Below are 23594 nucleotides of genomic sequence, written 5' to 3' on the forward strand. Positions count from 1 at the left end.
TTATAAAATATAATTATTTTCTATCAAACAATTGAGAATAATATTCAATAATTCTTTGAAGTTTAAATTTACGTTCACATCTCCCCCAAAAGCGTTGTTCATTTCTATACTTTCCAGCATGACCATAATTAACCAAATACTTCGCATCCTTATATGATTTCATCATAATATTATTAATAAAATTTAACAGCAATTGTTTCCAATCCAAATATGTCTTATCGAGAAGCCAAGGTTTTTCCAACATTTCCAGATATTTATCCTTTGAAGAATCCAATTCTATAATATACTCAACTAATCTTTCTAAAGAATCAAAATCATGAGCATTTACAAAGGAGTCCACATTAAAATCTTTACCAACCAAAGGATTTCCCCAATATACTGGAATAGAATTCACCTGCATAGGTTCCATTATTTTTTCTGTTGTATATCCCAGTACCCTACTATTTTCAAAAGCAATATTAAACTTATATTGGCTAATAAAATCCAATTTATTATCAACAGGTCCTCCTATATTATTCCAAGCTCTTCCACCAGAGTCTACTTTCTTATAACTAGATAGTAATTTAAAGAAAGTCTCACGAATAGGATCTGCCCATTTATTATTTGAAACAACAATACTACAAAATTTACGGTCTAAAGCTTTATTTACATCAATCTTTTTATTCTGCAAGTTTGAAAATCCATCATATATAGCATATAAAGGCAACCTCAAGTAACGGTCCCCAAAATCAATATAATTAAAACCTATGGCATAATCACAAACGTTAAAATCAGGAACTATATTTTCACCTATAAACATGATTTTTATACAATCATATTCTAAATGTGACGTTCCAAAACATGAATAGAATAAATAATCTGGCTCATTAGATAGTACTACTTCGTATTGAATGGACAAAGCATCCACAATAAAGTTAGAAATAGTATCAAATCCATCCCAAAAATCAACAAATTTCAAATAAATCTTTTTCATTTTGACTAACAATATGATAGACAAGCAATCACACAAAACATTTTCACATACTTCTCAACTTTTTAATCAAAAAATCAAAAGTTTTTCTAGCAAGTAATTTTGCTTTTTTCTTACCATCATATAATACATTTAGAACACTTACACGATCTAAATACATTTTCCAAATCTTATCTATAACAATTTTATGATTTTCAAATGCATAAGAAATATCGATTGAATAAGAATCTAAAGAAAGTATTTCCAACATATTTTTCATTTTATGTTCATAAGATAAGCAAACAAAAGGAGTCTCATTATTAATAGAAAAAACTATAGTATGGTAGCGAGCGCCAACAACAAACTGAGCTCTCTTTATTATGGCTTGTTGTATATCCGAATCGTAATAAGTTGGAATCACTATAACTTTTTCGTTTTCTGCTTTTAATCTGTTAAAATAATCTTCATCTTCCATATTTGGCTGATAGAACAACTGAGGTAACAAAACAACAGTCAATCCGTTTGATGTGAATTTATCAATTAGACTAGAATAAAAACGATCTATAGACCTTTTATCATAATGAAAATAATCTATATGCCAACTATATAACTCATTAGGAACTAATACTACATATTCTTTAGGAAGTAAATTTAATAGCTCTAAAGGTAAGTCCATTCGTGGGGTTTCCAAATAAGCAGTATCAATTGATTGAATATAATGTACTGATAAATCTTCAGCATATCTATAACTCTGTGTATCTCGCAAACTTACAAAAGTAGAACGTGTCAAAATCTCCTTTGCTATTTTCCTAAAAAAATCATTCGTAGTAAAAGGACCGATTGAAGGGGAATAAATTACTAATGACTTTCCTTGATATAAAACCTCCTTCAACCTCCAAACATATCCATAATCACGATATAATCCCATATTTACCCCGCCCGGAGCACTAATAACAATATTAGCTTCTTTTATCATTTTAACTTCTCGACGTCTTTGCAAATACATTAAAGTTAAAAACCTAGTAATAAAACAAGGGCATTTCAAATATAGTTTTGTTATTTTATCTAATCCTCTAGCTTTCTTCTTTGTAGGCAATATTTGTTTTACATTTTTATACTTAAATAAACAACTTGCATCAAAATCATTCATATTATATGAAACTGCTATATCCTGAAATCCTCTATCATATAACGTACGAATTAGAGCCTTTCCCGCCGCCTCATCTCCATGATTCATGCTATGTTGATTTATAATTAATATTTTCATAACTAATGTCTTATAATTCATTTAATAATGATACGTATTGGTAGTTGAAACATCCCTTCGCATAGATATAGCTACATTAAAATGATCCAATAGTTCACCAACACCAATGATCATTATAGGTACTTCATTTTCTGGAATATAGAATTGCTTCTTCAACATCCTTAATTTACTATACCCAAAACCACATGATAAAGGTATTGTCCCTAATCCTAATGAATGTAAAGCATTTAGCAAATTCATAGCATATAAACCACCATCCACATAAGCTTGATGAACCTCATATGATAAAAAGGCATTCAAATTAGCAGTTACTAATATTGAACAATGAATTTCCTTCTCAAATCCATTCGATCCACCCTGCCATTGTAAAAGTGAATAACTCTTTTCACCTATAAAAATATGAGTAAGCCATCCTTGACGATTGCAAGCCGACGGAGTACGAGATGCTAGTTTCAACGCTTTTTCAAGCATTTCTTTAGAAGGTATTTTATTATCAAAATATCTAATAGAATGCCGACTATACAACAAAGATTCAAAAGTCTTATTACATTCCTTTAATATATCACTCTTAGCTATAGATTCTATTCCTGAATGTCTATTCAGATTTTGGAATCCAGTTCTAGATACTAAGTTTAAATATTGTTGTTCTATCTTGGTAATATCTATCCCCATTTCATTAGTATATTGTATATAACTGCCAACTGTAGATATAGGGAATTTAAGAAAATCCAAATCTTCTGTGGAATATAAATCATAATATCTATTTAAATTCTGCAGCATTATTAAAATCTTAGCTTGACCAAATCCTTTGCGTGGATTTCTCATAGACATGCCTTTTTCTATAACATGTGCCTCACGCAATAAAATATATTGCATTTTTTTCATACTTGCTTCTGTATTAACAGAAGCATTATGTCTACAAAGCAAGAGCCAAAAATAATAAGCCTCTTCCAAGAATTGCAATTTTAATCTTAGCCAATTATAAAATGGCTTGAGCATTTTTTTCACAATAACAACTGATTTATATAAAAAATTAAATTGATTTCCCCCTTAATTCTTTCAAGCGAAACAACTCTTTCCATCCTTTTAAAATGGCTTTAACTTCAATAAAAAATATTGGACGATAAACAGGAATTAAAAAACAAGAAAAGAATCCTGCAAAAAATATTGTTATTATTGTAACCCAAGCAGATCCAACTATACCACAAACTGGTATTAATAATAAATTTCCACACACGCAGACACAACAACCTATAATATTACGGACAACAGCCCATTTTTGAATGTGTTCCATTATCATAATCTGACCTGAGCATACAGATAGAGCCATTCCGACTGTTTTCCAAGACATTATTTGTAAAACAGGTACCGCTGCTAGATACTTCTCACCATAAGTATAATAAATTAACCAATAAGATATAAGAGAAACTGATATAGCTATAACTATAGAAATCCAAACAACTATGCTTACAAATAATATTTTCTTTTCTTCATATTCAACAATATTCTTTTCTTTCACTCTCACTAACAAAGGAGTTATAGTCTGTACCAAAATCATTGGTAAAAATAAAATAATATCTAAAAAGCGTCCTGCTGTTGCAAAATATCCAACAGACTCATTATCAATCATATTTTTTATCATAACCTGATCAATACGTTGATAAATAACTACAGCCGCACCAGATAAGACAAGCGGAAATGATTCTTTTATTAAAAAAAAAGCTATTTTCTTATTAAAATTCCAATAAGATACTTTCCCGATTTTTCGATAATAAGATAAAAAATATCCTCCAGAAACTAAGACAGTATCAAACATAGTAGCTATAATGAAGTACTCCAACGGAGCCTTATACCATAAAAGTATTATCTTTAAAAAAGCCCCTATAATAATCCTAAAAAGTTCTGATTTAACAATATATTCATTCTGCAATATGGATGTAAAATAGTTTCTTATAACATTAAAGCAATTTGAAAAAACAGTTACTGCATATATTAATATTATAGTAGATGTAAAGAGATCAGTTTTATAAATTAATAGACTTATTCCTATTAAAATATATGCTAGTAAAGCAAAACAAAATCGTATACAAAATGCAGTGCCTATTATTGTTTGATACTTTTGGGGATTTCGTGAAAACTCCCTAATTTCAATATCATCTAAACCAAAAGAAGATATAATCAAAAAAATAGAAACATAACTGATAACATAGTTCATTAATCCATAATCACTCGGTCCTAAATAACGAGCAACTAAAATACCAACAAACAAAGCTCCTAACATATTGGCTACCTTACCTAGTATAGCCCAAAAGACATTCAAGAAAACTCTTTTTTTTGTATCTGATAAATTTAACAAATAATTTCCAACAAGTAATTTAAACATTCTATTTATTCATTTCTACTTTAATACAAAATAGAATTTACAATGTCAATAATTATCTCTTACCCTGTCGAACCATAAATTCAGTCCCACCCACACAGTAATATCTCCTATTAACATTATTGTATTATTTACATAGGGCATAAACAGAATATTCACCGCACTAAACGCACAAGAAATCAGCAAGATCGTTATCATCGCCTTTCTTGGTGTGAAACCCATTGCCAGGAACTTATGATGAATATGGTTCTTGTCCGGTTCGAAAGGGCTCTTGCCACTGCGAACACGAACCATCACCACACGGATCACATCGAACGCAGGGACAATCAGCGTACTGAAAGCAATCACGAAAGCACCTTCGGTATACGGGGTGACATCCGGATTGTACTGGCTGTATTTGATGGCAAGGAAAGAGAGCACATAGCCCAAAGTCAGGCTGCCCGTATCACCCATAAAAATCTTACGGGCACGTTCCGCACTGCCGAAGACGTTATAGTAAAAGAAAGGGACCAGCACACCGAACGTGGCAAAGGCGAGCATGCTGTACGTCCAAAGTTCTTTCTGCATGAACAGGAAGCCGAAGACAAGCAGGGCAACGCTGCTCAGACCGGAGGCAAGACCGTCGATACCGTCAATCAGATTGATGGCATTGGTGACAAAGACAACCAGAAGAACCGTAAAAGGCATACCTATCCAGGCAGGAAGGGCATACAGGCCGAAAAGACCGTAGAAGTTATTGATCCAAAGGCCGGCCAGGGGAAAAAACGAAGCACAGATGATCTGGATCACAAATTTCTGACGGTAGCGCACTCCGACAAGGTCATCGGCAATACCCGTCAGGTAGAGCAAAGTCATCCCGCAGACCAGAAACAAGCACTCGGGCAACAAGTACACCGCACGGAGGGCGGGAACATCATAACCCATCAGGATGCGAAGGGCGAACACGCCACAGGAGGAAAGCAGGATGGTGGGAAAGAAAGAGACACCGCCCAAACGGGGAATGGCACGTTTATGAACCTTGCGCTCACTCGGCATATCGAAAAGCTTCTTCCGCAAAGAGATAAGCAGGATGCGGGGAATGATAAGCCGGGCAACCGAAGCAGAGATGACAAAAGCCAATATGATGAAAAGGATATTCAAGACAAAGGGGATTTAGGTTATATACAGTGTTGTGTCGAAAAAGAAAAGAGTTTACTCCTCTACTTCCCAGTTGGGATAAGGATTCTCTTCAAGACTGCGGAGTTGTTCGGCAATCTCACATTCATCGCCGGAAAGGGCACGCTCTCCCCAGCTGTCGATGATGCTATGCGCCTCACGGGAGAGGTCGTCGTCAAAGACTTCACCATAGCAATAAGTCAGAAGGCGCACCTTCAGCAAGGAAGCGGGCAAGCGGTCGAGCACTTCCCAACAACGGTTCAGGATCTGCTGGATGCGGACTTCCTTGTCACCGTTATTGTAGATCGTCGCGTTATAACCCATCAGAAGCGAAAGGCACAAACGGGCTTCTTCCTCGTCGGTGGAGCCATGATGGGGATATAAAGTATTGGCACGACTGAGTACATCACCGTTCAACCGGCTGAAGTGGTCGCTGTAGATGGGGCTGCCATCGGAACCGAGATAAAGAAGTTCGTGCGCCAAGGTGTACAAAGCGGTAATTTGAGAATCTAAAGAGTTCATGGAAATATTTACAATTTACGATTTATTGTCTGCTATTTTACTGTTTAAAGATCGAGCGGCTCGATTAGAGAGGGATGGATGTAGGTGGTGGCAACGGCCATGACACCCTGGATGGAAACCATCACACGCCGATCGTTTTTCACACGGATAAACTCACCCTCGACGCCGGCAAAGATGCCTCCTGTCACACGCACACGCTGCCCTTTACGGAAAGCTACGGCTGAGGGTTCGAGATAGACCAGTTGCTGGTCGTAACTGCCGGCAACCGCCATGAAGCTGCGCATCTGAGAAGTGGGAACAACAATGGGCTGGCGGCTTTCACGATCCATGATATAACGGATCGGAAGGGTCATGCCCATCTCGTCTTTGATACGATCGATACGTTCACGGCTCGAACGGATAAACACCAGGTTGTGGACCGCAGGAACCAATTTACGCACGCGGCGCTCGTTCTTGACGATGTATTCGTAGTGCATGGGGATAAAATTCTCGATACATTCACCATCGAGATACTCTTTTAAAGCAAGCTCACGGCTGTAAGTGACACGAACGGCATACCAAAACAGCTCTGGGGATTCCTTCACAAAAGGATGTTCTTTGGGGACACCGGAGTACGAAAGTACCTCCCGGTCAGGTGATGTAATGCGAATATCAGTCTTGCTTGCATTCATGTGATCTCAAAACCCTCCCCTATCACAGTAGAAGGATGCTGAAATGTTATGTGACCGCCTCAAAAAACAGCCGATTTCGTAAAAACGCTGATTTTAAAGACTAATTAGCTATGAACGAAGATATTAGATACGGTTTATGTTTCAAAAAACGTTCGTCTTTTGAAACATCATTTTTGATGAAATTCAGAACCGGATAAAAAGAAAAATTCAAAAAGAAAATCTATATTTTTTAGATTCCAATAATTCATTGATTTACAGCATCATGAAGAAGATAAAAATAGAATAAATGAATTTATTTATAAAAATATTTTGCTATAGTAAAAATACTGTTTACCTTTGTTCCATTGAACGAACGTTTTTTGAAACACGCCTTCTTTTCTTTACAATTCGATTTTCCTGAAGCTTAATATATTATATATAATCGCGCGTACGCCTATGCGCATAATCTTTTCTTTTTTAATCTATTTCACCCCGTTAAGTAAATAGGTCAGGTATACCTTACCTATTTGTTTAACGGAGCGAAACATCAATATAAAATAAACAATATACGCGTATATATAGAAATATCCATATAAGAACCACTAATTTTGCATTCGTAATAAAAAAACTTATTAGACGAAATGAGCAAAAAAAACCGAATGAAGGAGTGGTATTAAACATGGGAAATACCCCTTACGTAGTAATCGTCAATGAAAAAAGTGACGAAGGACAGAAAGTGTTGGAAGCACTGGAAGAAAACATAGAAAAGATGGATATAGGCTCGCATAGGGAGCTTGTCATCTTCTTTTTCGTATGGCTGAACCATCAGCAGAAAGATCCCAAAAAGAGAAAAAACATACGGGAACTGGCAAAGATCATGCACCGGTCACTGTTCTTCGGACAAAAACACAACAGCAACGAGGAGATGAAGCCGGATTCCATTGAAACTGAGATATTTAAGATACTAAGGATATTAAAAAGCATGAAAAAAGCGGAAGATAAAGACTTGATTATAAATCTATTAGACGATATCAGCCTGTTTCTGGATGAAAACGTCTAACAGGGGTACAAAAAAGCCCCGTACTTTTGCAATCAAAGATTTATGTTAAACTTAAAAAATGAAAGATGAAAAGCATTAGTATTACCACTTACAGGGGTTTCAGCAAAGTGAAAGGGAAATGTTCACTGCAGGAATTGATCGGATGGGTACGGAGCAGACAATACGCCAACCTGATAGAGAAAATAGGAAGGCTGGTCAGTGAAGGAAAAACCAAGGAGGCGGAGAATGTGAAGCGGCAACTGGACTACTTCACCGTCACGGCAAACTATCATGAATGCAGGCTGGCGCACAGCATAGCCGCATACAACGACACCAGCACCATCGACATCGACAAGCTGCGGGAAGAGGAACTGGAACGCATACGGGCTCTGATAGAAGCCGACGAAGCGACGCTCGCCTGTTTCCTCACCGCCAAGCAGCACGGTTTCAAAATTCTGGCTTACCTGACAGACCTTGAGGCGGAGGCGTGGAGAAACTCGTTCTTCAAGACAGCAACCATCACCTACGACAGACTGGAACAGTATCACGCAGGCATCTACGAACTGACCCGGAAACACTACGAGAAACTGCTGCAAACAGAGGTGGACACCAGCGGAAAAGACTTGTCGAGAGGTGTCTTCGCCTCGTATGACCCGAAGGCATTTTACTCTGCCGAAAGGGTGGCACGCATCCCCGAACGGACACTCACCATCGAAGCTCCCGAACCTGCACAAAGGGGAAGGAAGAAAAAGAAAGAACCCGAAACGGGACAGACGGGAGATATCAGCGCCTATACGTGTATGGAATTCAACAAATGCCTCTGCTCCACGCAAAGGCTGATGAAATATACGGAAGGAAGCCGCAATTCGTTCCTCTTCACCCTGGGAAACAAATGTTTCCGAAAAGGGCTCGAAGAGTCGGAAGTGAAGCGCCTGGCGGCGGAAAGGCTGGGAGACGGAGGAGGGATGGACACGGACACACCCATCGGAAACGCCTACACATATACCGACAGGACGGAACGGGCAGAGGAGAAGAAAAAGATACCACTCGTGGAACAGGTGATAGATTATCTGAACAAGAATTATGCTTTCAGGCGAAACACGGTGCTCGACCGCCTCGAGATGTGCGACTTATCCCAAACGGAAGAGAAATCTTTCTATGCCATGCGGAACAAGGATTTCAACTCCATCTTCCTGAACATCAGCAGGCAGGGCATAGCTTATCCGCTCAACAGCCTGAAATCGGTCATCGACTCGGACTATTCACCGGAGTTCAACCCCTTCACGCACTACTTCGAAGGAAATGCCCGGTGGGACAGGAAGACTGACCACATCAGAAAACTGGCGGACACCATACAGGCGGAAGATCAGGAGTTCTGGAGGGAGGGATTCCGGCGGTGGATCGTGGCCATGGTGGCCTCGGCCCTCCGACCGGGCAAAGCAAACCAAGAAGCACTGGTGTTGCACGGAGCACAGGGAAAAGGAAAAAGTACCTGGATAAGGCATCTGCTGCCTCCGGAACTGGCAGAATATTACCGAAACGGAATGATAGATCCGGCAAACAAGGACGACCTCTTACTGCTGTCCACCCGCCTGCTGATCAACATGGAAGAGTTTGAGGGTGTGAAAACGGGGGACATCGCCGAACTAAAACGAATCATCGGGCAAGAAAACGTCACCATCCGGAAAGTGTATGACACCCAGGCACAACTGTATCCACGCAGGGCATCGTTCATCGGAAGCACCAACAACATGCAGTTCCTCAAGGATTACGGAGGAAACCGGCGCTTCCTGGTCATTCCTGTAAAGACCATCGACTACCGCACCCCGGTAGACCACAAAGGGGTGTACGCGCAGGCGGTGCAACTGATAGAGGACGGTTTCCGCTATTGGTTTGAAGGAAACGAGATAGACGACATCAACACCCGAAACGAACGCCACCGCATGAAAGACCCACTGGAAGAGAACCTGTATGTTTACTTCCGTCCGGCAGGAGAAAAGGACTTTGAGGTGAAATGGAAACCCGCCGCCGCAATACTGGCTACTCTATCTGTATACGGACGGACACAGGCCAACGCGCAAACGCAACAAGTGTTGGTACAGATTCTGGAAAGGGATACCTTCGGCAAGCGTGTAAACATCCATGGCATCATGGAGTATGCCGTAGTGGAACTCACACAACAGGAGGTGAGCGAAAACTTCAGGAAAAGGGATAAGGGAAAGGAAATGGATGAACTCCCGTTTTAAAAGTACCGGAGGGAAGGAAATAGAAGAGAAATGCCCCGTAAGAATATATGTAATCGAAATAACATATATTCTTACGGGGCAGGACATATATTGGCGTTTTATTGACAAAAAGATATTAGCTATTTTAATTAGACTCCACACCTACTACAAACGACATACATATCAACAATTTTATCCTTATAGGCTTGACATATGAACAACACAACAACTCCCAATTCAAACCTTGTAATGGATTCTAATGATTCAGTTAAATATATTCAGATAGTATTATTCTATTAAAAACAACATATTTAAGAACAATGTAGAATAATCCAATAATTGTATTTTTCAAAAACAACTTTCATCTGGGTCGCAAATACCTAAATTTAGGTATTTGCGACCCAGATGAAAGTTCGTATTTTTGTATTCAGAAACTATTTAGGATTCATTAATATTTATACATTCATATTATTATTGGTTTCATTAAACCTTAGCAAACTATTTATTCATCATTAATAAAAAAACTATGAAGTATTATCTGCTGTTTTATTCACTTATTTTTTTATTTATTTTTTGTTCGTGTTACGATGAATCTCTTAATTTTGATCATGATATAATCCAAAAAGATCTTGATTCCAATTACACCTTTATTATGAACGAAGCAGATGCTCTAGATCTTGTTTCGTATTTTATAAATAGTATGGAAAACAGCCCAGCCACTCGAGTAGCTTCTTTAGATACCAGAGAAGTTGAAGGCATTGTTACCTTTCCTAAAACAAGGGCAAATCTCCTTCCGGAATGGTTACAAGAGTTCAATAAGAGATTTTATATTGTAAATATGAAAAATGACAAGGGATATGCTATAATTTCTAAAGACGAACGTGCATTCCCATTTTATGCTATTTTAGATCATGGACGGTTTAACTTTAATAGCATTGATTCTGTTTCAACATCTATCTATCAAGGATTTATAAGAAGAAATAAGATAGATATTGAAAGATCAGATTCTCTATATTTAAACAAATCATTATTTCCCTTAACGCGTAGTAGCTTAGATGATAAAACCTTTTTTCAAATCAAAGAATTAAAGAAAGGACTATTCCGTGGGTTTGGAAGATCTTCTAATTATCTTCTAAAAACGAGATGGACTCAAAATGTTACGAGACCCAATATTTATTTGCAAAAAAGTGGAGCAACCTATTATGATGTATATGGTAATACCACGAGAAGCGCTACAATAAATACAGGTGATGGTAGTATTCAAAGTACAAGATTATTTGGTTGTACTCCAGTTGCTTTTGGTCAAGTTTTGTATGGACTAAGAAGTCATAAAGGTGTCAAAGATTTATGCTATTCTAATGGACAACCAGTCTTATGGGACAGAATGGAAAAAGGTATGAATCCAGAGGTTGAACGTTTTCTAGGCTGGATCACAATGAACTGTTCTCCAAAAGTTGTTGATATTACTTTTTTAGGAACTTCATTAACTAAACCCGGAGTAATGGTCCACAATGTAGATGCAAAAAATTTTATTAAAAAAATTCTAGGAGATTATTTAGATATTCAATATGATAATTGCGTTATATGGGCTGGTGATTTAAATGGCTTTACAGGAAATAATGAAGGAAAAAAAATCGCAGAAAAGTTTTATACAACAAATAAAGAATGTTTTGCAATATTCACCGGATCCCAAAAGACAATGCCTTCCGACTACCACAGTTACGTTGTCGACAGAATGTGTGAAATTCTAATGAAACATAGAGGGGTAATTGTTACGCCGAAGGAAATTGTTGAGAGCTTTACACCAACACAAACCAATATAATGAAAGAACAAGGATTGTTAGTAATAGAGACTAATCCTAATCGCATTATCTATCATGAACCTTATTCAGTGACAATTTGTCATGTAAACTATGGCTGGGGCAATAAACATAATGGTTATTATTATTTTAATGAGAGAACCGATGGTGGATTAAAATATGAAGGTAATGAAGGGTTTAATAATAATTTCAACCACAATCTTGCTTATACTATTATAACTCCGAAATAAAGTAATGAAAGAATTAAAAAGACAGAACCAAATGGAAATATTAAAAAAAGGATATAAAATCTTTGTACTATTATTCAGTATAATTATTATTGCCTATTCTTGTAGAGACGGTGGAGTAGCCGCTGTGGTTAATTTCAAGCCGAATCCTATCCGATTTTCAAAAGAAGGGGGAGAATATACCATCAAGGTCAAAGGGAGTCGCGGTCCGCAATGGGATTACACCAACTGTACCACCCATTCAGGTAAGGAGGAAACAATGAAAATGGATACCATTGATAATATTGTTCATATAAGCAATGATTGGATTGAGTTTATGTTTAATTCTGGAGCAAATTGTAAATACATTGATGTGAAAGTAAAGCCGAATAATTCTGATATGAGAAGAAGTTTGATATTCAATGTCTGGAGTGTCGCTTTACCTACACAACTGGCTGTTTATCAAGATTAAAATAAAAAAGCTTCATTACCACAAAAGAGAAAAGTACGAACAAAATTTATTCCGGCTACTTTTATCTGTTTGATTGCTGAATACATACAGATGATAAAGGTATTTGTATCATCTTATTTTTGAACTTGTGCATAAATTGCACAAGTTCAACTTCTTATCAAATCCTCCGAACCAATACCGGTATTGGTTTCTCTCTAATTTTATGCTCCCGGTTCTCCCATATATCGAAAGATCAGACGAACTTCCTTGGGCGTAAATGAATGGCGGTATTTATAGTATCCCACCTCCTCGAGCGCAGCCATCAGGAGTTTGTTGTGCCGCATCCAACGGCTGAGATTATTGAGGGCGGCATTTTCAGACAAATGGGGTGCATAAAGCAGAGCCAACTCGACTTTTGTATATACACGGATAGGAAACTCTCTCTCGTCATCTTCTAAATCTTTCATGTTTTTCAATTTTAAATTAATAAATAATCGGAACTTTACAATAGCATAAAGATAACAAAAACAAACGACATATCATAGCAGAAGTCATACTATTTCACAAAACATTCATTGATTTTCAATCTTTTATCCATACCGCCTCAACCCACGTCAACAAACACAAAACAGAGGTTACAAAGCGGTATCTTTGACATACCGGAAGAAAGGGAAAGAGCTCGTCCGACCTTCCGGATGCATTCTTAATTATTAACCATAAAAAACTATCAGACAATGGCAGTTCCATACAAAAAAATCGCGAGAAAAGATCCGCGAAAAACGGATGCTATAGAGAAATTTTATCCGCAACTGGTCACTTTAGGCCAAAGTGCAAGCCTGGAAAGCATTGCGTACGAAATGAAGGAGAAAAGTTCGTTATCATTGGGAGATATTAAAAGCGTACTCACCAATTTTGTAGAAGCGATGCGCACCTCCCTCTATAACGGACAATCAGTCAATATCCGGGATTTTGGAGTATTCAGCCTTTCGGCACGCACCAAAGGGGTGGATACGGAAAAAGAATGTACGGCCAAAAACATAATGGCAGTGAAAATAAACTTTCGTCCGTCATCGAGTGTACGTCCGAACCTGACATCGACCCGGGCCGGTGATAAAATCGAATTCATCGATATCAAAGCCGCACTGGAAGGTAAAGAATCTGAAAAAGGTGGAGACGGAGACATTGTGGATGACCCGACGGCATAAATCAGGATTACATAGAAAGGAGGTGTTGAAGAAATGAAAAAGTCAGGCTGGAGTACGGTTCTAAAGGTAATGATCGCAGTGGCATCTGCCATACTGGGAGTCCTTGGAGGTAATGCAATGAACTTGTAGGCAACGAAAACTAAATGGGAGAGGTGATATCCGCGTGGTATCACCTTTCCCATTTAGTTTTCATACTATCAACCGCTCCTGATCTTATTTTGCTACCATCACCTCGACATCATATCCCATAAACAATCCATTCTCGACAACTCCTGTGATTGATTTTATCTCTTTCTCGAGAGACGAATGAATATTGCCGAACCAGGCATCGAGAATCAGATTTCCATTTTCGGTAATTACAGGACCGTCTTTACCTTTAGCAAGCCTCAACTCCGTACGCAAAGCTCCCATAGTAAGCACTTCCCGCTCCACATAAGGCAGAGCCATCGGAAACACTTCGATAGGAACAGGAAAACGGCTTCCCAGAAAAGAAACCTGCTTGCTTTCGTCCACCAAAATGAAAGTACGATTACTGCTGCATATCAAAAGTTTCTCCTTGAATAACGCTCCGCCTCTACCTTTGATCAGGTTATGATCGGGATCTACTTCATCGGCGCCGTCGAACGTCCAATCGGGGCGACACATCCATAAAGTAGTCTGCGGAATGCCCAAACGGACACACTCCATCGATATCTCCATCGAGGCAGGGATCACGGTGACATGCAGATTCTCCGTACGTATCCTTTCGGCAATAGCGAGCAATGCCAGATATACGGTCGATCCGGAACCTGCCCCAATAATCTCCCCTTCTTGCACACGCATGGCAATCATACGGGCTAACTGCTCCTTACTCTCCCGGTTGGTGATCGTGTCCGACCATTGGAGATGCTCCACCAAGCTACTTTCCCATTTCATACTAACACTTGTTTATAACAGGTAACAACTTATTTCACCCTACGGTTCAGTTGGTTATTGGCTTTTGAGGGCTTTGATTTTCCGATCCGTTTACCGGAAGGTTTCTTACCTCCCGAGGCTTTGGGCCGTCCGCTACCCGGACGGGCACTGCTATTTCCGCTCTTCTTCATAAAAATCTTCATTATAATATTTGCCTAAATATCTGCGGGCTATAAAATCCCAGTTCTCGTGCAACACCCTCCTGCCATCCTCAAAAGGAAAAGTGACCTCGGACAATAAATCATGCTGCATGGCATAGTGCAACAAGTCGATGGGACAAAGTCCGGGAACATAAAGCAACTCGGCCCCTTCTTGTTCGGCAATCCCGGGATTATATGTCGAGTTTCGTTCATCCCGGAAGCAAGCACCGATATTGGGAGCAAGCAAGATGCCTTTCGGATTGGCAAAAAATACAAAATTTTCTTCATCGGCCAATTCGGGCATTAACGAATCGTCTTCGTCGGTCCACTCCAACGCATCGACACAGAAACGGCGCAAGCCCGCATAATCCTCAAAATAGACAAGCTGCTTCCCTTGGGTGGCATTCAGGAACTTGGTCACATCATGGGGAAGCTCCATTTCCGGGAAAATATCCAAAACAGGTCCCGGAGGAGGCAACAGGGCACGAATCTCCGGAAGCCAGTCCATCGACTCGTCATCGGTAAGAGGGGCTTGTTCAAAATGGGCTTCAAGTAGCGCATAAATATCAGTCGCAAGTCGAAGCAGAGATTTATCCGTCGGATTCCAAGGAACCGGAGAATCGTCTGTGACAGGAGAAAGAAGCGACCATAACAGGAACGACACATCCTCAAAATTTATTTCATCATCGGCATACGCCCCTGTCAGGGTATAAAAGGGCAGAAAACGCCCGTACAACCGCTTGTGCAACCGGATGAACTTATTCCATCCACCGGAATTATTCACACAATCTTCCAGATACCAGGTGAAATAAAGAACGGCCCGGTTTTTATGAATCATCTGTCCGGTAAGCTCCGACTTCTCAAATAGGGGCAGCAGCCTGTTGGCAAAATCGACATACCATTGATCGGTATCTGCCGATTGCGGACGCGGATGGACTTCCATCCACAGTTGACGATATATTTTTTGCAGTTTCATGAATTGGAGTGTTGATTTACGGAAACAAATGTACTTCTTTTCTGATAAGATTGGCTACATTTGCACCAATTTATGAACTTTACGGCAATGGATATTACGCTCAGAACGCTCACGGAAAACGACTTGCCTTTTGTAAAAGACATCTACGACTATTATACCCTCCACACGACAGTGGTGTACTTTGTACACTGCGCCAGCATCGACGAACTAAAAAACTACATACCCGTAGGCGATCCCGTCTACCGGTCGTTCATCATTGAAACTCCCGAAGGAGCACCCTGCGGATTCTGCTATTTCGCACGCTTCAAGCCCCGAGAAGCCTTCCGCATCTCGGTAGAGCTGACCCTCTACCTGAAACCGGAGTTTACAGGAAGAGGATATGGAAAACAAGCCATACTCCGACTGGAAGAGATCATCCGCCAAGAAGGCTTCAGCAACATAATGGCACTGATTTCGGGAGAGAACGAAGCCAGCATCCGCCTGTTCGAAAAATGCGGTTTCGAATGTTGCGCAAACATCCGGCAGGTAGCGGAGAAGTTCGGCAAAAAACTGGATTTGAGGATGTATCAGAAAATTATTTCAGACAATTCACATCTCACTCCCTGAAAGCCGATGATAGAAACACATCCACACAAGAAGTTCTCTTCAAATCTGAAAGCACGATTAGATAAAGAACTATAAGTGAGCAAACATTGTGTGGCAATATTTGTATATACAAGAAATTATCGGTACTTTTGCCACAAAAATCAGAAGAAGAGCAGTAATGAAAACGGTTAATCAAATTATTGGAGAGAATCTAAAAAAAATTAGAGAGTTATCCGGTTTTACACAAGAACAAGTAGCCCAATCTATTAAGATAGAACGCTCTACTTACAGTAATTATGAAGGAGGAACCAGAGAGATTCCTTATACCATTTTGGAAGATATCTCAAATTTATTCGGTTGTGAACCTTTTATATTGTTTGAGGACAATATTCAGACGAATAATGAAATTATGGCTACAGCTTTCAGAATTTCAAATTTAGGAGAAAATGATTTGAAAGAAATAGCAGCTTTCAAAGATATCGTAAAGTCTTATCTCAAAATGGAACGCATTGCCCAAAATGAAGCCGAATAAGTTTATCATAGAGAAGCAAGTCTCAGAGTTTCGTATGGACAATGGACTTAGCGCTACGGAGCCTATCACTTTGAAAAGCTTACTTTTGAAACTAAACATACTCACTGTTTTCAGACCTTTATCCGACAACTTCTCAGGAATGTGTTTAAAAGATAATTCAGAGCACCGTTTCATGCTTATCAATTCTAATCAACCACGAGGAAGGCAACACTTTACGATAGCTCACGAATTATACCACCTTTATATAGAGAAAAAACCGACTCCTCACAAATGTAATCCGGGATGTGCCAGCAAAGATCCGATAGAACAATGTGCCGACATGTTTGCTTCCTCTCTATTAATGCCGGAGGGCGGTATATGCCAGTTAATACCCGAAATGGAATTAAAAACCAAAAACATTTCGATGGCAACAGTCCTAAAACTTGAACACTATTTTTCCGTTTCCCGTTCCGCTTTATTGTATAGATTACAAAATATCGGACTTATAACAGAAAGTACACGTTCCCAATTGGCAGAAATAAAAGTAAAATACTCTGCCAAATGTTTCGGATATGACACAGCTTTATACGAACCGGCCAACGAAGGACTGGTTATCGGTGATTTTGGTGAAAAAGCCCGCAAGCTATTCGAACAGGAAAAAATTTCAGAAGGTCACTATATAGAGTTACTCCATAAAATAAACATCAATGGAACACAAGAAAACGAAGATAGTACTCGATGCTGATGTAATTATCCATTTCATGGAGGCTAATTATTTCTCAATATTACCCGATATATTTCCTGAGTACGAATACTTGATATTGGATGTGGTATATAATGAAATTTCCCAAAATTCCGGTACAAAAGATTTTATAGATAAATATCTCCATTTCTTCCATAAATTGAAAAAAGAAGTTTTTTCCCCAAAGAGGGAATCAATGAAAGAGTTCTTTTTATTGCAACGCACTCTGGGAAAAGGAGAAAGTGCATGCATGATCTATTGCAGGGACAACCGAGACGTATTGGGAAGCAGTAACCTGAAAGACATAAAAGAATATTGCTCCAAGAATAATATTACCTATCTGACTACACTTGATTTTTTATATTATGCTTACTGCAGAAAGAAAATGACAGAGCAAGAGTGTAAGGAATTCATGCAGGAAGTAAATAATGCGGGAAGCAAACTTCCGATCATCGATATAACCCAATATACATGTACCGTACAAATTTAAACTCACACATTTCAAGAAAACAAGGCCAACACAACGACAAAGCCCTATCGCAGATTACATAAACAATCACATTCCCTTCCTCTGCGCTGTAACTCTATTATGCAATCTGCGACAGCAATGCCCCCTCCGTCCGTTCTCAAAGTCTTTTTAAAGCCAGCTTAATGACTTTCTCCACCGGAGCATCGGGTTCTTCTTTCAATATGGCAAGCACCGCCTTCTGTGAAGGTGCAGCGGCAAATCCGAGCATGGTCAATGCAGCGATGGCCTCTTCCTGTACTTCCGCATTCATTGCCGGCAACAAAGCACCGGCAGCACCTCCCACGGCAGTTGCAGCCATGGCACCGGTTTTAATTTTATCTTTCAAATCGACAATGACACGCTGTGCGGTCTTCAGTCCGATACCTTTCACCGTCTTCAGCATATTGGCATTTTCGGTACTGATCACATTCACCAGTTCGGCCGGTGAAAGAGCAGAAAGAATCATACGGGCCGTGTTTCCTCCAATACCCGAAACGGAAATCAGCAGCAGGAAAAGTTCCCGTTCCTGCTTGTCGGCAAAGCCATATAAAACGTAAGCATCTTCGCGGATGGCTTCGTAGATATAGAGTTTACAACTGCTCTTACCCTGAATGGCAGAATAAGTGTTGAGTGATATATTAACGGCATATCCTAATCCGTTACAATCGATAACTGCGGTTGCCGGACTCAGTTCGGCAATTTCGCCTTTGATGTATTCTATCATAATGGTTATAATCAGAACGCAAAGATAATAAATATTGTGCTTCACGAACCTTGAATAACAAAAACTAACTTTAACACCCTTAAGAGACCTGAAAACAAAGAAAATGACTAATTTTGCAACCGAAATAAAGAAATGTGTTAAACAAAACCAATAAAAAGATGAAAAAAGTAAGAGCAGCCATCGTAGGTTATGGCAATATTGGTCGTTATGTGCTGGAAGCCCTCCAAGCGGCTCCCGATTTTGAGATAGCAGGTGTGGTTCGTCGTGCAGGTGCCGAGAACAAACCGGCTGAACTGAATGATTACGCAGTAGTTAAAGATATAAAGGAACTTCAAGGAGTAGACGTGGCTATTCTTTGTACTCCGACCCGCAGCGTTGAGAAATACGCAAAAGAGATTCTCGCAATGGGCATCAACACAGTAGACAGTTTTGATATTCATACAGGCATCGTTGACTTGCGTCGTGAACTGGGTGCTTGCGCCAAAGAACACGGAGCTGTATCGATCATCTCGGCCGGATGGGATCCGGGAAGCGACTCGATCGTACGCACCATGCTCGAAGCAATTGCCCCCAAAGGAATCACTTACACCAACTTCGGTCCGGGTATGAGTATGGGCCATACGGTAGCCGTCAAAGCTATCGATGGAGTGAAAGCGGCTTTATCGATGACTATCCCTACCGGAACAGGCATTCATCGCCGTATGGTATACATCGAACTGAAAGACGGATATAAATTCGAGGAAGTGGCAGCAGCCATTAAATCGGACGCTTATTTCGTTAACGACGAGACACACGTAAAACAAGTGCCGAGCGTAGACGCACTGCTGGACATGGGACACGGTGTAAACCTGACCCGCAAAGGTGTATCCGGAAAAACCCAGAACCAACTGTTCGAATTCAATATGCGCATCAACAACCCCGCACTGACCGCACAGGTATTGGTATGCGTAGCACGTGCTTCGATGAAGCAGCAGCCGGGATGTTACACCATGGTGGAAGTTCCGGTTATCGATCTGCTTCCGGGCGACCGTGAAGAATGGATCGGCCACCTGGTATAAAAAAGCCAAGTGTCTGATACAAACTATTTCCAAAGACAAGGAAAGGACGACCGCAGATTCTCTTTTTAATTATCACCGATAATCGAAAAGATAAAAATCTGCGGTCATCTTTTATTAGATAAACACTCCGGCTTACACACAATGAAGAACAAACGGTACTCACGCGGCGAAGAGCTGTCCAATACTTTAAGCCATGGCGCAGGCACCCTGCTGGGCATCACCGCAGGATATTTTCTTTTGGAAAAGGCGCTCGCCAACCCTCACCCCTATTGGGCAACAGGCTGTGTACTGGCTTATCTGGTGGGGATGCTGGCATCGTACATCAGTTCAACCTGGTATCACGGCTCCAGGCCCGGCAAGCGGAAAGAACTTCTGCGCAAATTTGACCACGGCGCCATTTACCTGCACATAGCAGGGACTTACACTCCGTTCACCCTGTTAGTGCTACGCCATGCCGGCGGATGGGGCTGGGGAATCTTCACTTTTGTATGGCTGTCGGCTATTGTAGGATTCATATTAGCCTTCAAAAAACTGAAAGAACACAGCAATCTCGAGACGATCTGTTTTGTAGGGATGGGCTCTGCCATCCTGGTGGCCCTCAAACCACTAATGGACTGCCTATCCGCCATCGGAGCCTCTCCCGCCTTCTGGTGGCTTCTCGGAGGAGGAGCTTCGTATATCATGGGAGCCGTGTTTTACTCGTTGCGAAAACCTTATATGCACGCCGTTTTCCACCTGTTTTGTCTAGGCGGAAGCATAGGCCATATCATAGCCATCTGGTTGATTCTTTAGCAAACCCGATTCGCTTTTTCTCTCCAAAAGTTTCCCGTTTTGGAAAACTTTCTGTATCAGGAAGAAAGAAAAGTTCTCCAAAAATTCTTGTTAAAACAAGAACAACTTATTGCTTTAACTGTTACCTTTGTAGCAGATTTCAGTACTAAAAAGAGGTTTAGTCATAAGGGAACGCTGTGCAAATCGGCGACAGTACCCGCTGCTGTAATTCTCTGAGAATCCGCACACTATGCCACTGCGCCCAGCGTGGGAAGGCGTTGCGAGGGAGAGATAAGTCAGAAGACCTGCTGAAAAAGTAAACATATTTAAAAAAAATCTAAAGCTTTCGGGAGTTAAAGTTATGAACTACGCGGAAATTTGTATCATCAAACGAGATGGTAAAAGGGAGGACTTCTCCATCAGTAAAATCAAGAACGCTGTATCAAAAGCGTTTAGTGCCACAGGAATCAATGATGAACAGCAATTGATTGCTGACATCACGATGAATGTAATCGGACAATTTGCATCTCCTACCATTACGGTAGAAGAAATTCAGGACCTGGTAGAAAAAGAGCTGATGAAGGTTCGTCCGGAAGTAGCCAAAAAGTACATCATCTATCGGGAATGGAGAAATACCGAACGAGACAAAAAGACCCAGATGAAGCATGTGATGGACGGTATCGTAGCCATTGACAAAAACGATGTCAACCTGAGCAACGCCAATATGAGCAGTCATACTCCCGCCGGACAGATGATGACATTCGCCTCGGAAGTAACCAAAGACTATACATATAAATATCTGTTGCCGAAACGTTTTGCCGAAGCCCACCAACTGGGAGACATCCACATCCACGACCTGGATTACTATCCTACCAAAACGACGACTTGCATCCAATATGACATGGATGACCTCTTCGAACGTGGATTCCGCACCAAAAACGGCAGTATACGTACCCCGCAAAGCATTCAAAGCTATGCTACCCTGGCTACCATTATTTTCCAGACTAACCAGAATGAACAGCACGGAGGTCAGGCCATACCGGCATTCGACTTCTTTATGGCAAAAGGTGTGAGCAAATCATTCCGTAAACACCTGGCATCATTCATCAGCTTCTATGTACAAATGAACAAGGGTGAAGAGATAGAAGAAAAGGCTATCCGTACAGTGATTGCCGAACATCTGTCGTCCATCAAAGCATCGGAACTGGAACGCGAAACGCTGCGCATGGCTCTGACTGCCCTACAGATCAATATCGACAAAGAACATCTGAACCAAATTATAGAGAAAGCATTTGTGCAGACTCAGAAAGATACGCACCAGGCCATGGAAGGCTTTATCCATAACCTGAACACAATGCACTCACGCGGCGGAAACCAGGTAGTGTTCAGTTCGATCAATTATGGAACAGACACTTCGGCCGAAGGACGCATGGTGATCGAAGAATTACTGAAAGCAACCGTAGAGGGACTGGGCACAAGGGGAGAAGTGCCGGTGTTCCCCATTCAGATATTCAAGATAAAAAACGGAGTATCGTACACAGAAGCCGATTATGAAAAGGCTATGGCTAATTTCGATGCTGCCATGGAAGGTAAATTAAAATTTGAAGCACCCAACTTCGACTTGTTCCTGAAAGCTTGCCACACTACGGCAAAAGCACTCTTCCCTAACTTTATGTTCCTGGATGCCCCGTTCAACCAAAACGAAAAATGGGACGCCAACGACCCGCAACGTTACCGTTACGAACTGGCCACCATGGGATGCCGTACGCGTGTGTTTGAGAATGTAGCCGGCGAGAAATCGTCTTTGGGACGCGGAAACCTTTCGTTCACCACGCTGAACATGCCTCGCCTGGCCATCGAAGCCCGTATCAAAGCAGAAAACATGACGGAGGACGGACACAATAAAGATGCCGTCGAGAGAAAGGCTAAAGAAATTTTCATCGAATCGATACATGAAACGGCTACCTTGATAGCCGAACAACTCTACGAGCGATATCAATATCAGCGTACAGCCCTGGCACGCCAATTCCCCTTCATGATGGGAAATGATGTATGGAAAGGAGGAGCTGCCCTGAACCCGAACGAACAAGTAGGCGACGTGCTGCGCAGTGGTACGCTGGGTATCGGCTTCCTGGGCGGACACAATGCCATGGTGGCTCTCTATGGAGAGGGACACGGACACAGCCAGAAGGCATGGGACACCCTTTATGAAGCCGTGCTGGAAATCAACAAGGTGGCTGATGAATACAAAGCCAAATACAACCTGAACTATTCGGTACTGGCTACACCGGCCGAAGGACTTTCGGGACGTTTCACCCGTATGGACCGCCGTAAATACGGAAAAATCAAAGGAGTGACAGACAACGATTACTATGTCAATTCTTTCCATGTGGATGTAAAAGAACCGATCAGCATTGTAGAGAAAATAAAAAGAGAGGCTCCGTTCCACGCCATCACCCGCGGAGGACACATCACCTATGTGGAACTGGACGGAGAAGCCCAGAAAAACGTACGCGCCATTGCCAAGATCGTAAAAGTTATGTTTGACGAAGGAATCGGCTACGGCTCAATCAATCATCCGGTGGATACCTGCCACAATTGCGGATACAAGGGCGTGATCTACGATAAATGTCCGGTATGCCAAAGTGAGAATATTTTGCGCATGCGCCGCATCACAGGCTACCTGACCGGAGACTTGAGTTCATGGAATTCGGCCAAACGTGCAGAAGAAAAAGACCGTGTAAAGCACGGATAAG

The 23594-nt window shown here is 40.7% G+C and carries 25 protein-coding genes and 1 riboswitch; of the genes, 13 read left to right on the forward strand and 12 right to left on the reverse strand.

Translation table 11 applies throughout. The features are described 5' to 3' along the window. Positions 1-13: 13 nt before the first annotated feature. Genes BF9343_RS16690 through uphY form a run of 7 tightly spaced genes read right to left on the reverse strand, consistent with a single transcriptional unit; the run spans position 14 to position 6857 of the window. On the reverse strand, positions 14-973 hold the full coding sequence (locus tag BF9343_RS16690; RefSeq protein ID WP_041926337.1) for a glycosyltransferase family 10 domain-containing protein: 960 nt from the start codon (positions 971-973) through the stop codon (positions 14-16). A gap of 43 nt (positions 974-1016) precedes the next feature. Next, positions 1017-2216, reverse strand: a complete 1200-nt coding sequence (locus BF9343_RS16695) for a polysaccharide pyruvyl transferase family protein (RefSeq protein WP_158236938.1) — start codon at positions 2214-2216, stop codon at positions 1017-1019. A gap of 21 nt (positions 2217-2237) precedes the next feature. Beyond that, positions 2238-3215 carry a nitroreductase gene (locus BF9343_RS16700; protein ID WP_065814074.1) on the reverse strand — a complete coding sequence of 326 codons (978 nt, stop codon included), beginning with the start codon at positions 3213-3215 and terminating at the stop codon, positions 2238-2240. Positions 3216-3249: 34 nt separating this feature from the next. Further along, a complete protein-coding gene (locus BF9343_RS16705; RefSeq protein ID WP_010993433.1) occupies positions 3250-4599 on the reverse strand; it encodes a flippase in 1350 nt (449 codons plus the stop codon). 45 nt (positions 4600-4644) lie between these two features. Next, complete coding sequence (locus BF9343_RS16710) at positions 4645-5736, reverse strand: MraY family glycosyltransferase (protein ID WP_010993434.1); 1092 nt, start codon at positions 5734-5736, stop codon at positions 4645-4647. A 51-nt stretch (positions 5737-5787) separates the two neighbouring features. Continuing rightward, positions 5788-6273 carry a UpxZ family transcription anti-terminator antagonist gene (locus tag BF9343_RS16715; RefSeq protein WP_005790533.1) on the reverse strand — a complete coding sequence of 162 codons (486 nt, stop codon included), beginning with the start codon at positions 6271-6273 and terminating at the stop codon, positions 5788-5790. A 44-nt stretch (positions 6274-6317) separates the two neighbouring features. Next, positions 6318-6857 carry a capsular polysaccharide transcription antiterminator UphY gene (gene uphY, locus BF9343_RS16720; protein WP_008769904.1) on the reverse strand — a complete coding sequence of 180 codons (540 nt, stop codon included), beginning with the start codon at positions 6855-6857 and terminating at the stop codon, positions 6318-6320. Positions 6858-7602: 745 nt separating this feature from the next. Between uphY and BF9343_RS16725 the strand changes: the two genes are divergently transcribed. From BF9343_RS16725 to BF9343_RS16745, 4 genes are all read left to right on the forward strand, one after another. Then, the gene (locus tag BF9343_RS16725) at positions 7603-7983 is read left to right on the forward strand and encodes a hypothetical protein (RefSeq protein ID WP_005790536.1); all 381 of its coding nucleotides are present in this window, start codon (positions 7603-7605) and stop codon (positions 7981-7983) included. 65 nt (positions 7984-8048) lie between these two features. Continuing rightward, positions 8049-10208: a VapE domain-containing protein gene (locus BF9343_RS16730; protein WP_010993435.1), complete on the forward strand. Its 2160-nt coding sequence runs from the start codon at positions 8049-8051 to the stop codon at positions 10206-10208. A gap of 505 nt (positions 10209-10713) precedes the next feature. Beyond that, positions 10714-12237, forward strand: a complete 1524-nt coding sequence (locus BF9343_RS16740; protein WP_010993436.1) for a Spi family protease inhibitor — start codon at positions 10714-10716, stop codon at positions 12235-12237. Between the two features lie 4 nt (positions 12238-12241). Then, a complete protein-coding gene (locus BF9343_RS16745) occupies positions 12242-12685 on the forward strand; it encodes a BACON domain-containing protein (RefSeq protein ID WP_010993437.1) in 444 nt (147 codons plus the stop codon). Between the two features lie 200 nt (positions 12686-12885). Here BF9343_RS16745 and BF9343_RS16750 read toward each other — a convergent pair whose 3' ends face one another. Next, the gene (locus tag BF9343_RS16750) at positions 12886-13131 is read right to left on the reverse strand and encodes a DUF4248 domain-containing protein (protein ID WP_005790540.1); all 246 of its coding nucleotides are present in this window, start codon (positions 13129-13131) and stop codon (positions 12886-12888) included. Between the two features lie 267 nt (positions 13132-13398). On the opposite strand from BF9343_RS16750, the gene BF9343_RS16755 reads away from it, so the two are divergent. Continuing rightward, a complete protein-coding gene (locus tag BF9343_RS16755) occupies positions 13399-13869 on the forward strand; it encodes an HU family DNA-binding protein (protein ID WP_005817337.1) in 471 nt (156 codons plus the stop codon). A 33-nt stretch (positions 13870-13902) separates the two neighbouring features. After that, positions 13903-13998: a smalltalk protein gene (locus BF9343_RS23775; RefSeq protein ID WP_149245169.1), complete on the forward strand. Its 96-nt coding sequence runs from the start codon at positions 13903-13905 to the stop codon at positions 13996-13998. A gap of 84 nt (positions 13999-14082) precedes the next feature. Here the strand turns inward: BF9343_RS23775 and rpiA are convergent, their stop codons facing one another. The 3 genes from rpiA to BF9343_RS16765 are packed head-to-tail and all read right to left on the reverse strand — an operon-like array spanning position 14083 to position 15939. Beyond that, entirely contained in the window at positions 14083-14784 is a 702-nt protein-coding gene (gene rpiA, locus BF9343_RS16760; RefSeq protein ID WP_005790542.1) for a ribose 5-phosphate isomerase A, read from the reverse strand. 29 nt (positions 14785-14813) lie between these two features. Further along, positions 14814-14954: a hypothetical protein gene (locus tag BF9343_RS23095; protein ID WP_005790543.1), complete on the reverse strand. Its 141-nt coding sequence runs from the start codon at positions 14952-14954 to the stop codon at positions 14814-14816. Beyond that, the gene (locus tag BF9343_RS16765; protein ID WP_010993438.1) at positions 14935-15939 is read right to left on the reverse strand and encodes a DUF3843 family protein; all 1005 of its coding nucleotides are present in this window, start codon (positions 15937-15939) and stop codon (positions 14935-14937) included. The genes BF9343_RS23095 and BF9343_RS16765 overlap by 20 nt, the downstream gene beginning before the upstream one ends. 72 nt (positions 15940-16011) lie before the next feature. Between BF9343_RS16765 and BF9343_RS16770 the strand changes: the two genes are divergently transcribed. The 4 genes from BF9343_RS16770 to BF9343_RS16785 all read left to right on the forward strand — a co-directional run bounded on the left by BF9343_RS16770 (position 16012) and on the right by BF9343_RS16785 (position 18267). Further along, positions 16012-16545 (forward strand): GNAT family N-acetyltransferase, encoded by a 534-nt coding sequence (locus BF9343_RS16770; RefSeq protein WP_005802386.1) that lies wholly within the window; start codon positions 16012-16014, stop codon positions 16543-16545. 157 nt (positions 16546-16702) lie between these two features. Then, complete coding sequence (locus BF9343_RS16775) at positions 16703-17056, forward strand: helix-turn-helix domain-containing protein (RefSeq protein WP_032497322.1); 354 nt, start codon at positions 16703-16705, stop codon at positions 17054-17056. After that, a complete protein-coding gene (locus BF9343_RS16780) occupies positions 17043-17780 on the forward strand; it encodes an ImmA/IrrE family metallo-endopeptidase (protein WP_005797919.1) in 738 nt (245 codons plus the stop codon). The genes BF9343_RS16775 and BF9343_RS16780 overlap by 14 nt, the downstream gene beginning before the upstream one ends. After that, positions 17743-18267 (forward strand): hypothetical protein, encoded by a 525-nt coding sequence (locus tag BF9343_RS16785; RefSeq protein WP_005790552.1) that lies wholly within the window; start codon positions 17743-17745, stop codon positions 18265-18267. Before BF9343_RS16780 ends, BF9343_RS16785 begins: the two co-directional genes overlap by 38 nt. Positions 18268-18403: 136 nt before the next feature. Here the strand turns inward: BF9343_RS16785 and ruvA are convergent, their stop codons facing one another. After that, entirely contained in the window at positions 18404-19009 is a 606-nt protein-coding gene (ruvA, locus tag BF9343_RS16790) for a Holliday junction branch migration protein RuvA (RefSeq protein ID WP_005790555.1), read from the reverse strand. Positions 19010-19167: 158 nt separating this feature from the next. On the opposite strand from ruvA, the gene BF9343_RS16795 reads away from it, so the two are divergent. The 3 genes from BF9343_RS16795 to BF9343_RS16805 all read left to right on the forward strand — a co-directional run bounded on the left by BF9343_RS16795 (position 19168) and on the right by BF9343_RS16805 (position 23593). Beyond that, positions 19168-20067 carry a diaminopimelate dehydrogenase gene (locus BF9343_RS16795; RefSeq protein ID WP_005790557.1) on the forward strand — a complete coding sequence of 300 codons (900 nt, stop codon included), beginning with the start codon at positions 19168-19170 and terminating at the stop codon, positions 20065-20067. Between the two features lie 141 nt (positions 20068-20208). Continuing rightward, positions 20209-20859, forward strand: a complete 651-nt coding sequence (trhA, locus tag BF9343_RS16800) for a PAQR family membrane homeostasis protein TrhA (protein WP_005817347.1) — start codon at positions 20209-20211, stop codon at positions 20857-20859. Positions 20860-20982: 123 nt separating this feature from the next. Then, positions 20983-21165, forward strand: a riboswitch (cobalamin riboswitch). Positions 21166-21199: 34 nt separating this feature from the next. Next, the gene (locus BF9343_RS16805) at positions 21200-23593 is read left to right on the forward strand and encodes an anaerobic ribonucleoside triphosphate reductase (RefSeq protein WP_005790561.1); all 2394 of its coding nucleotides are present in this window, start codon (positions 21200-21202) and stop codon (positions 23591-23593) included. The last annotated feature ends 1 nt before the right edge of the window (position 23594 follow it).

It is taken from the genome of Bacteroides fragilis NCTC 9343 (assembly GCF_000025985.1).
GTDB lineage: Bacteria > Bacteroidota > Bacteroidia > Bacteroidales > Bacteroidaceae > Bacteroides > Bacteroides fragilis.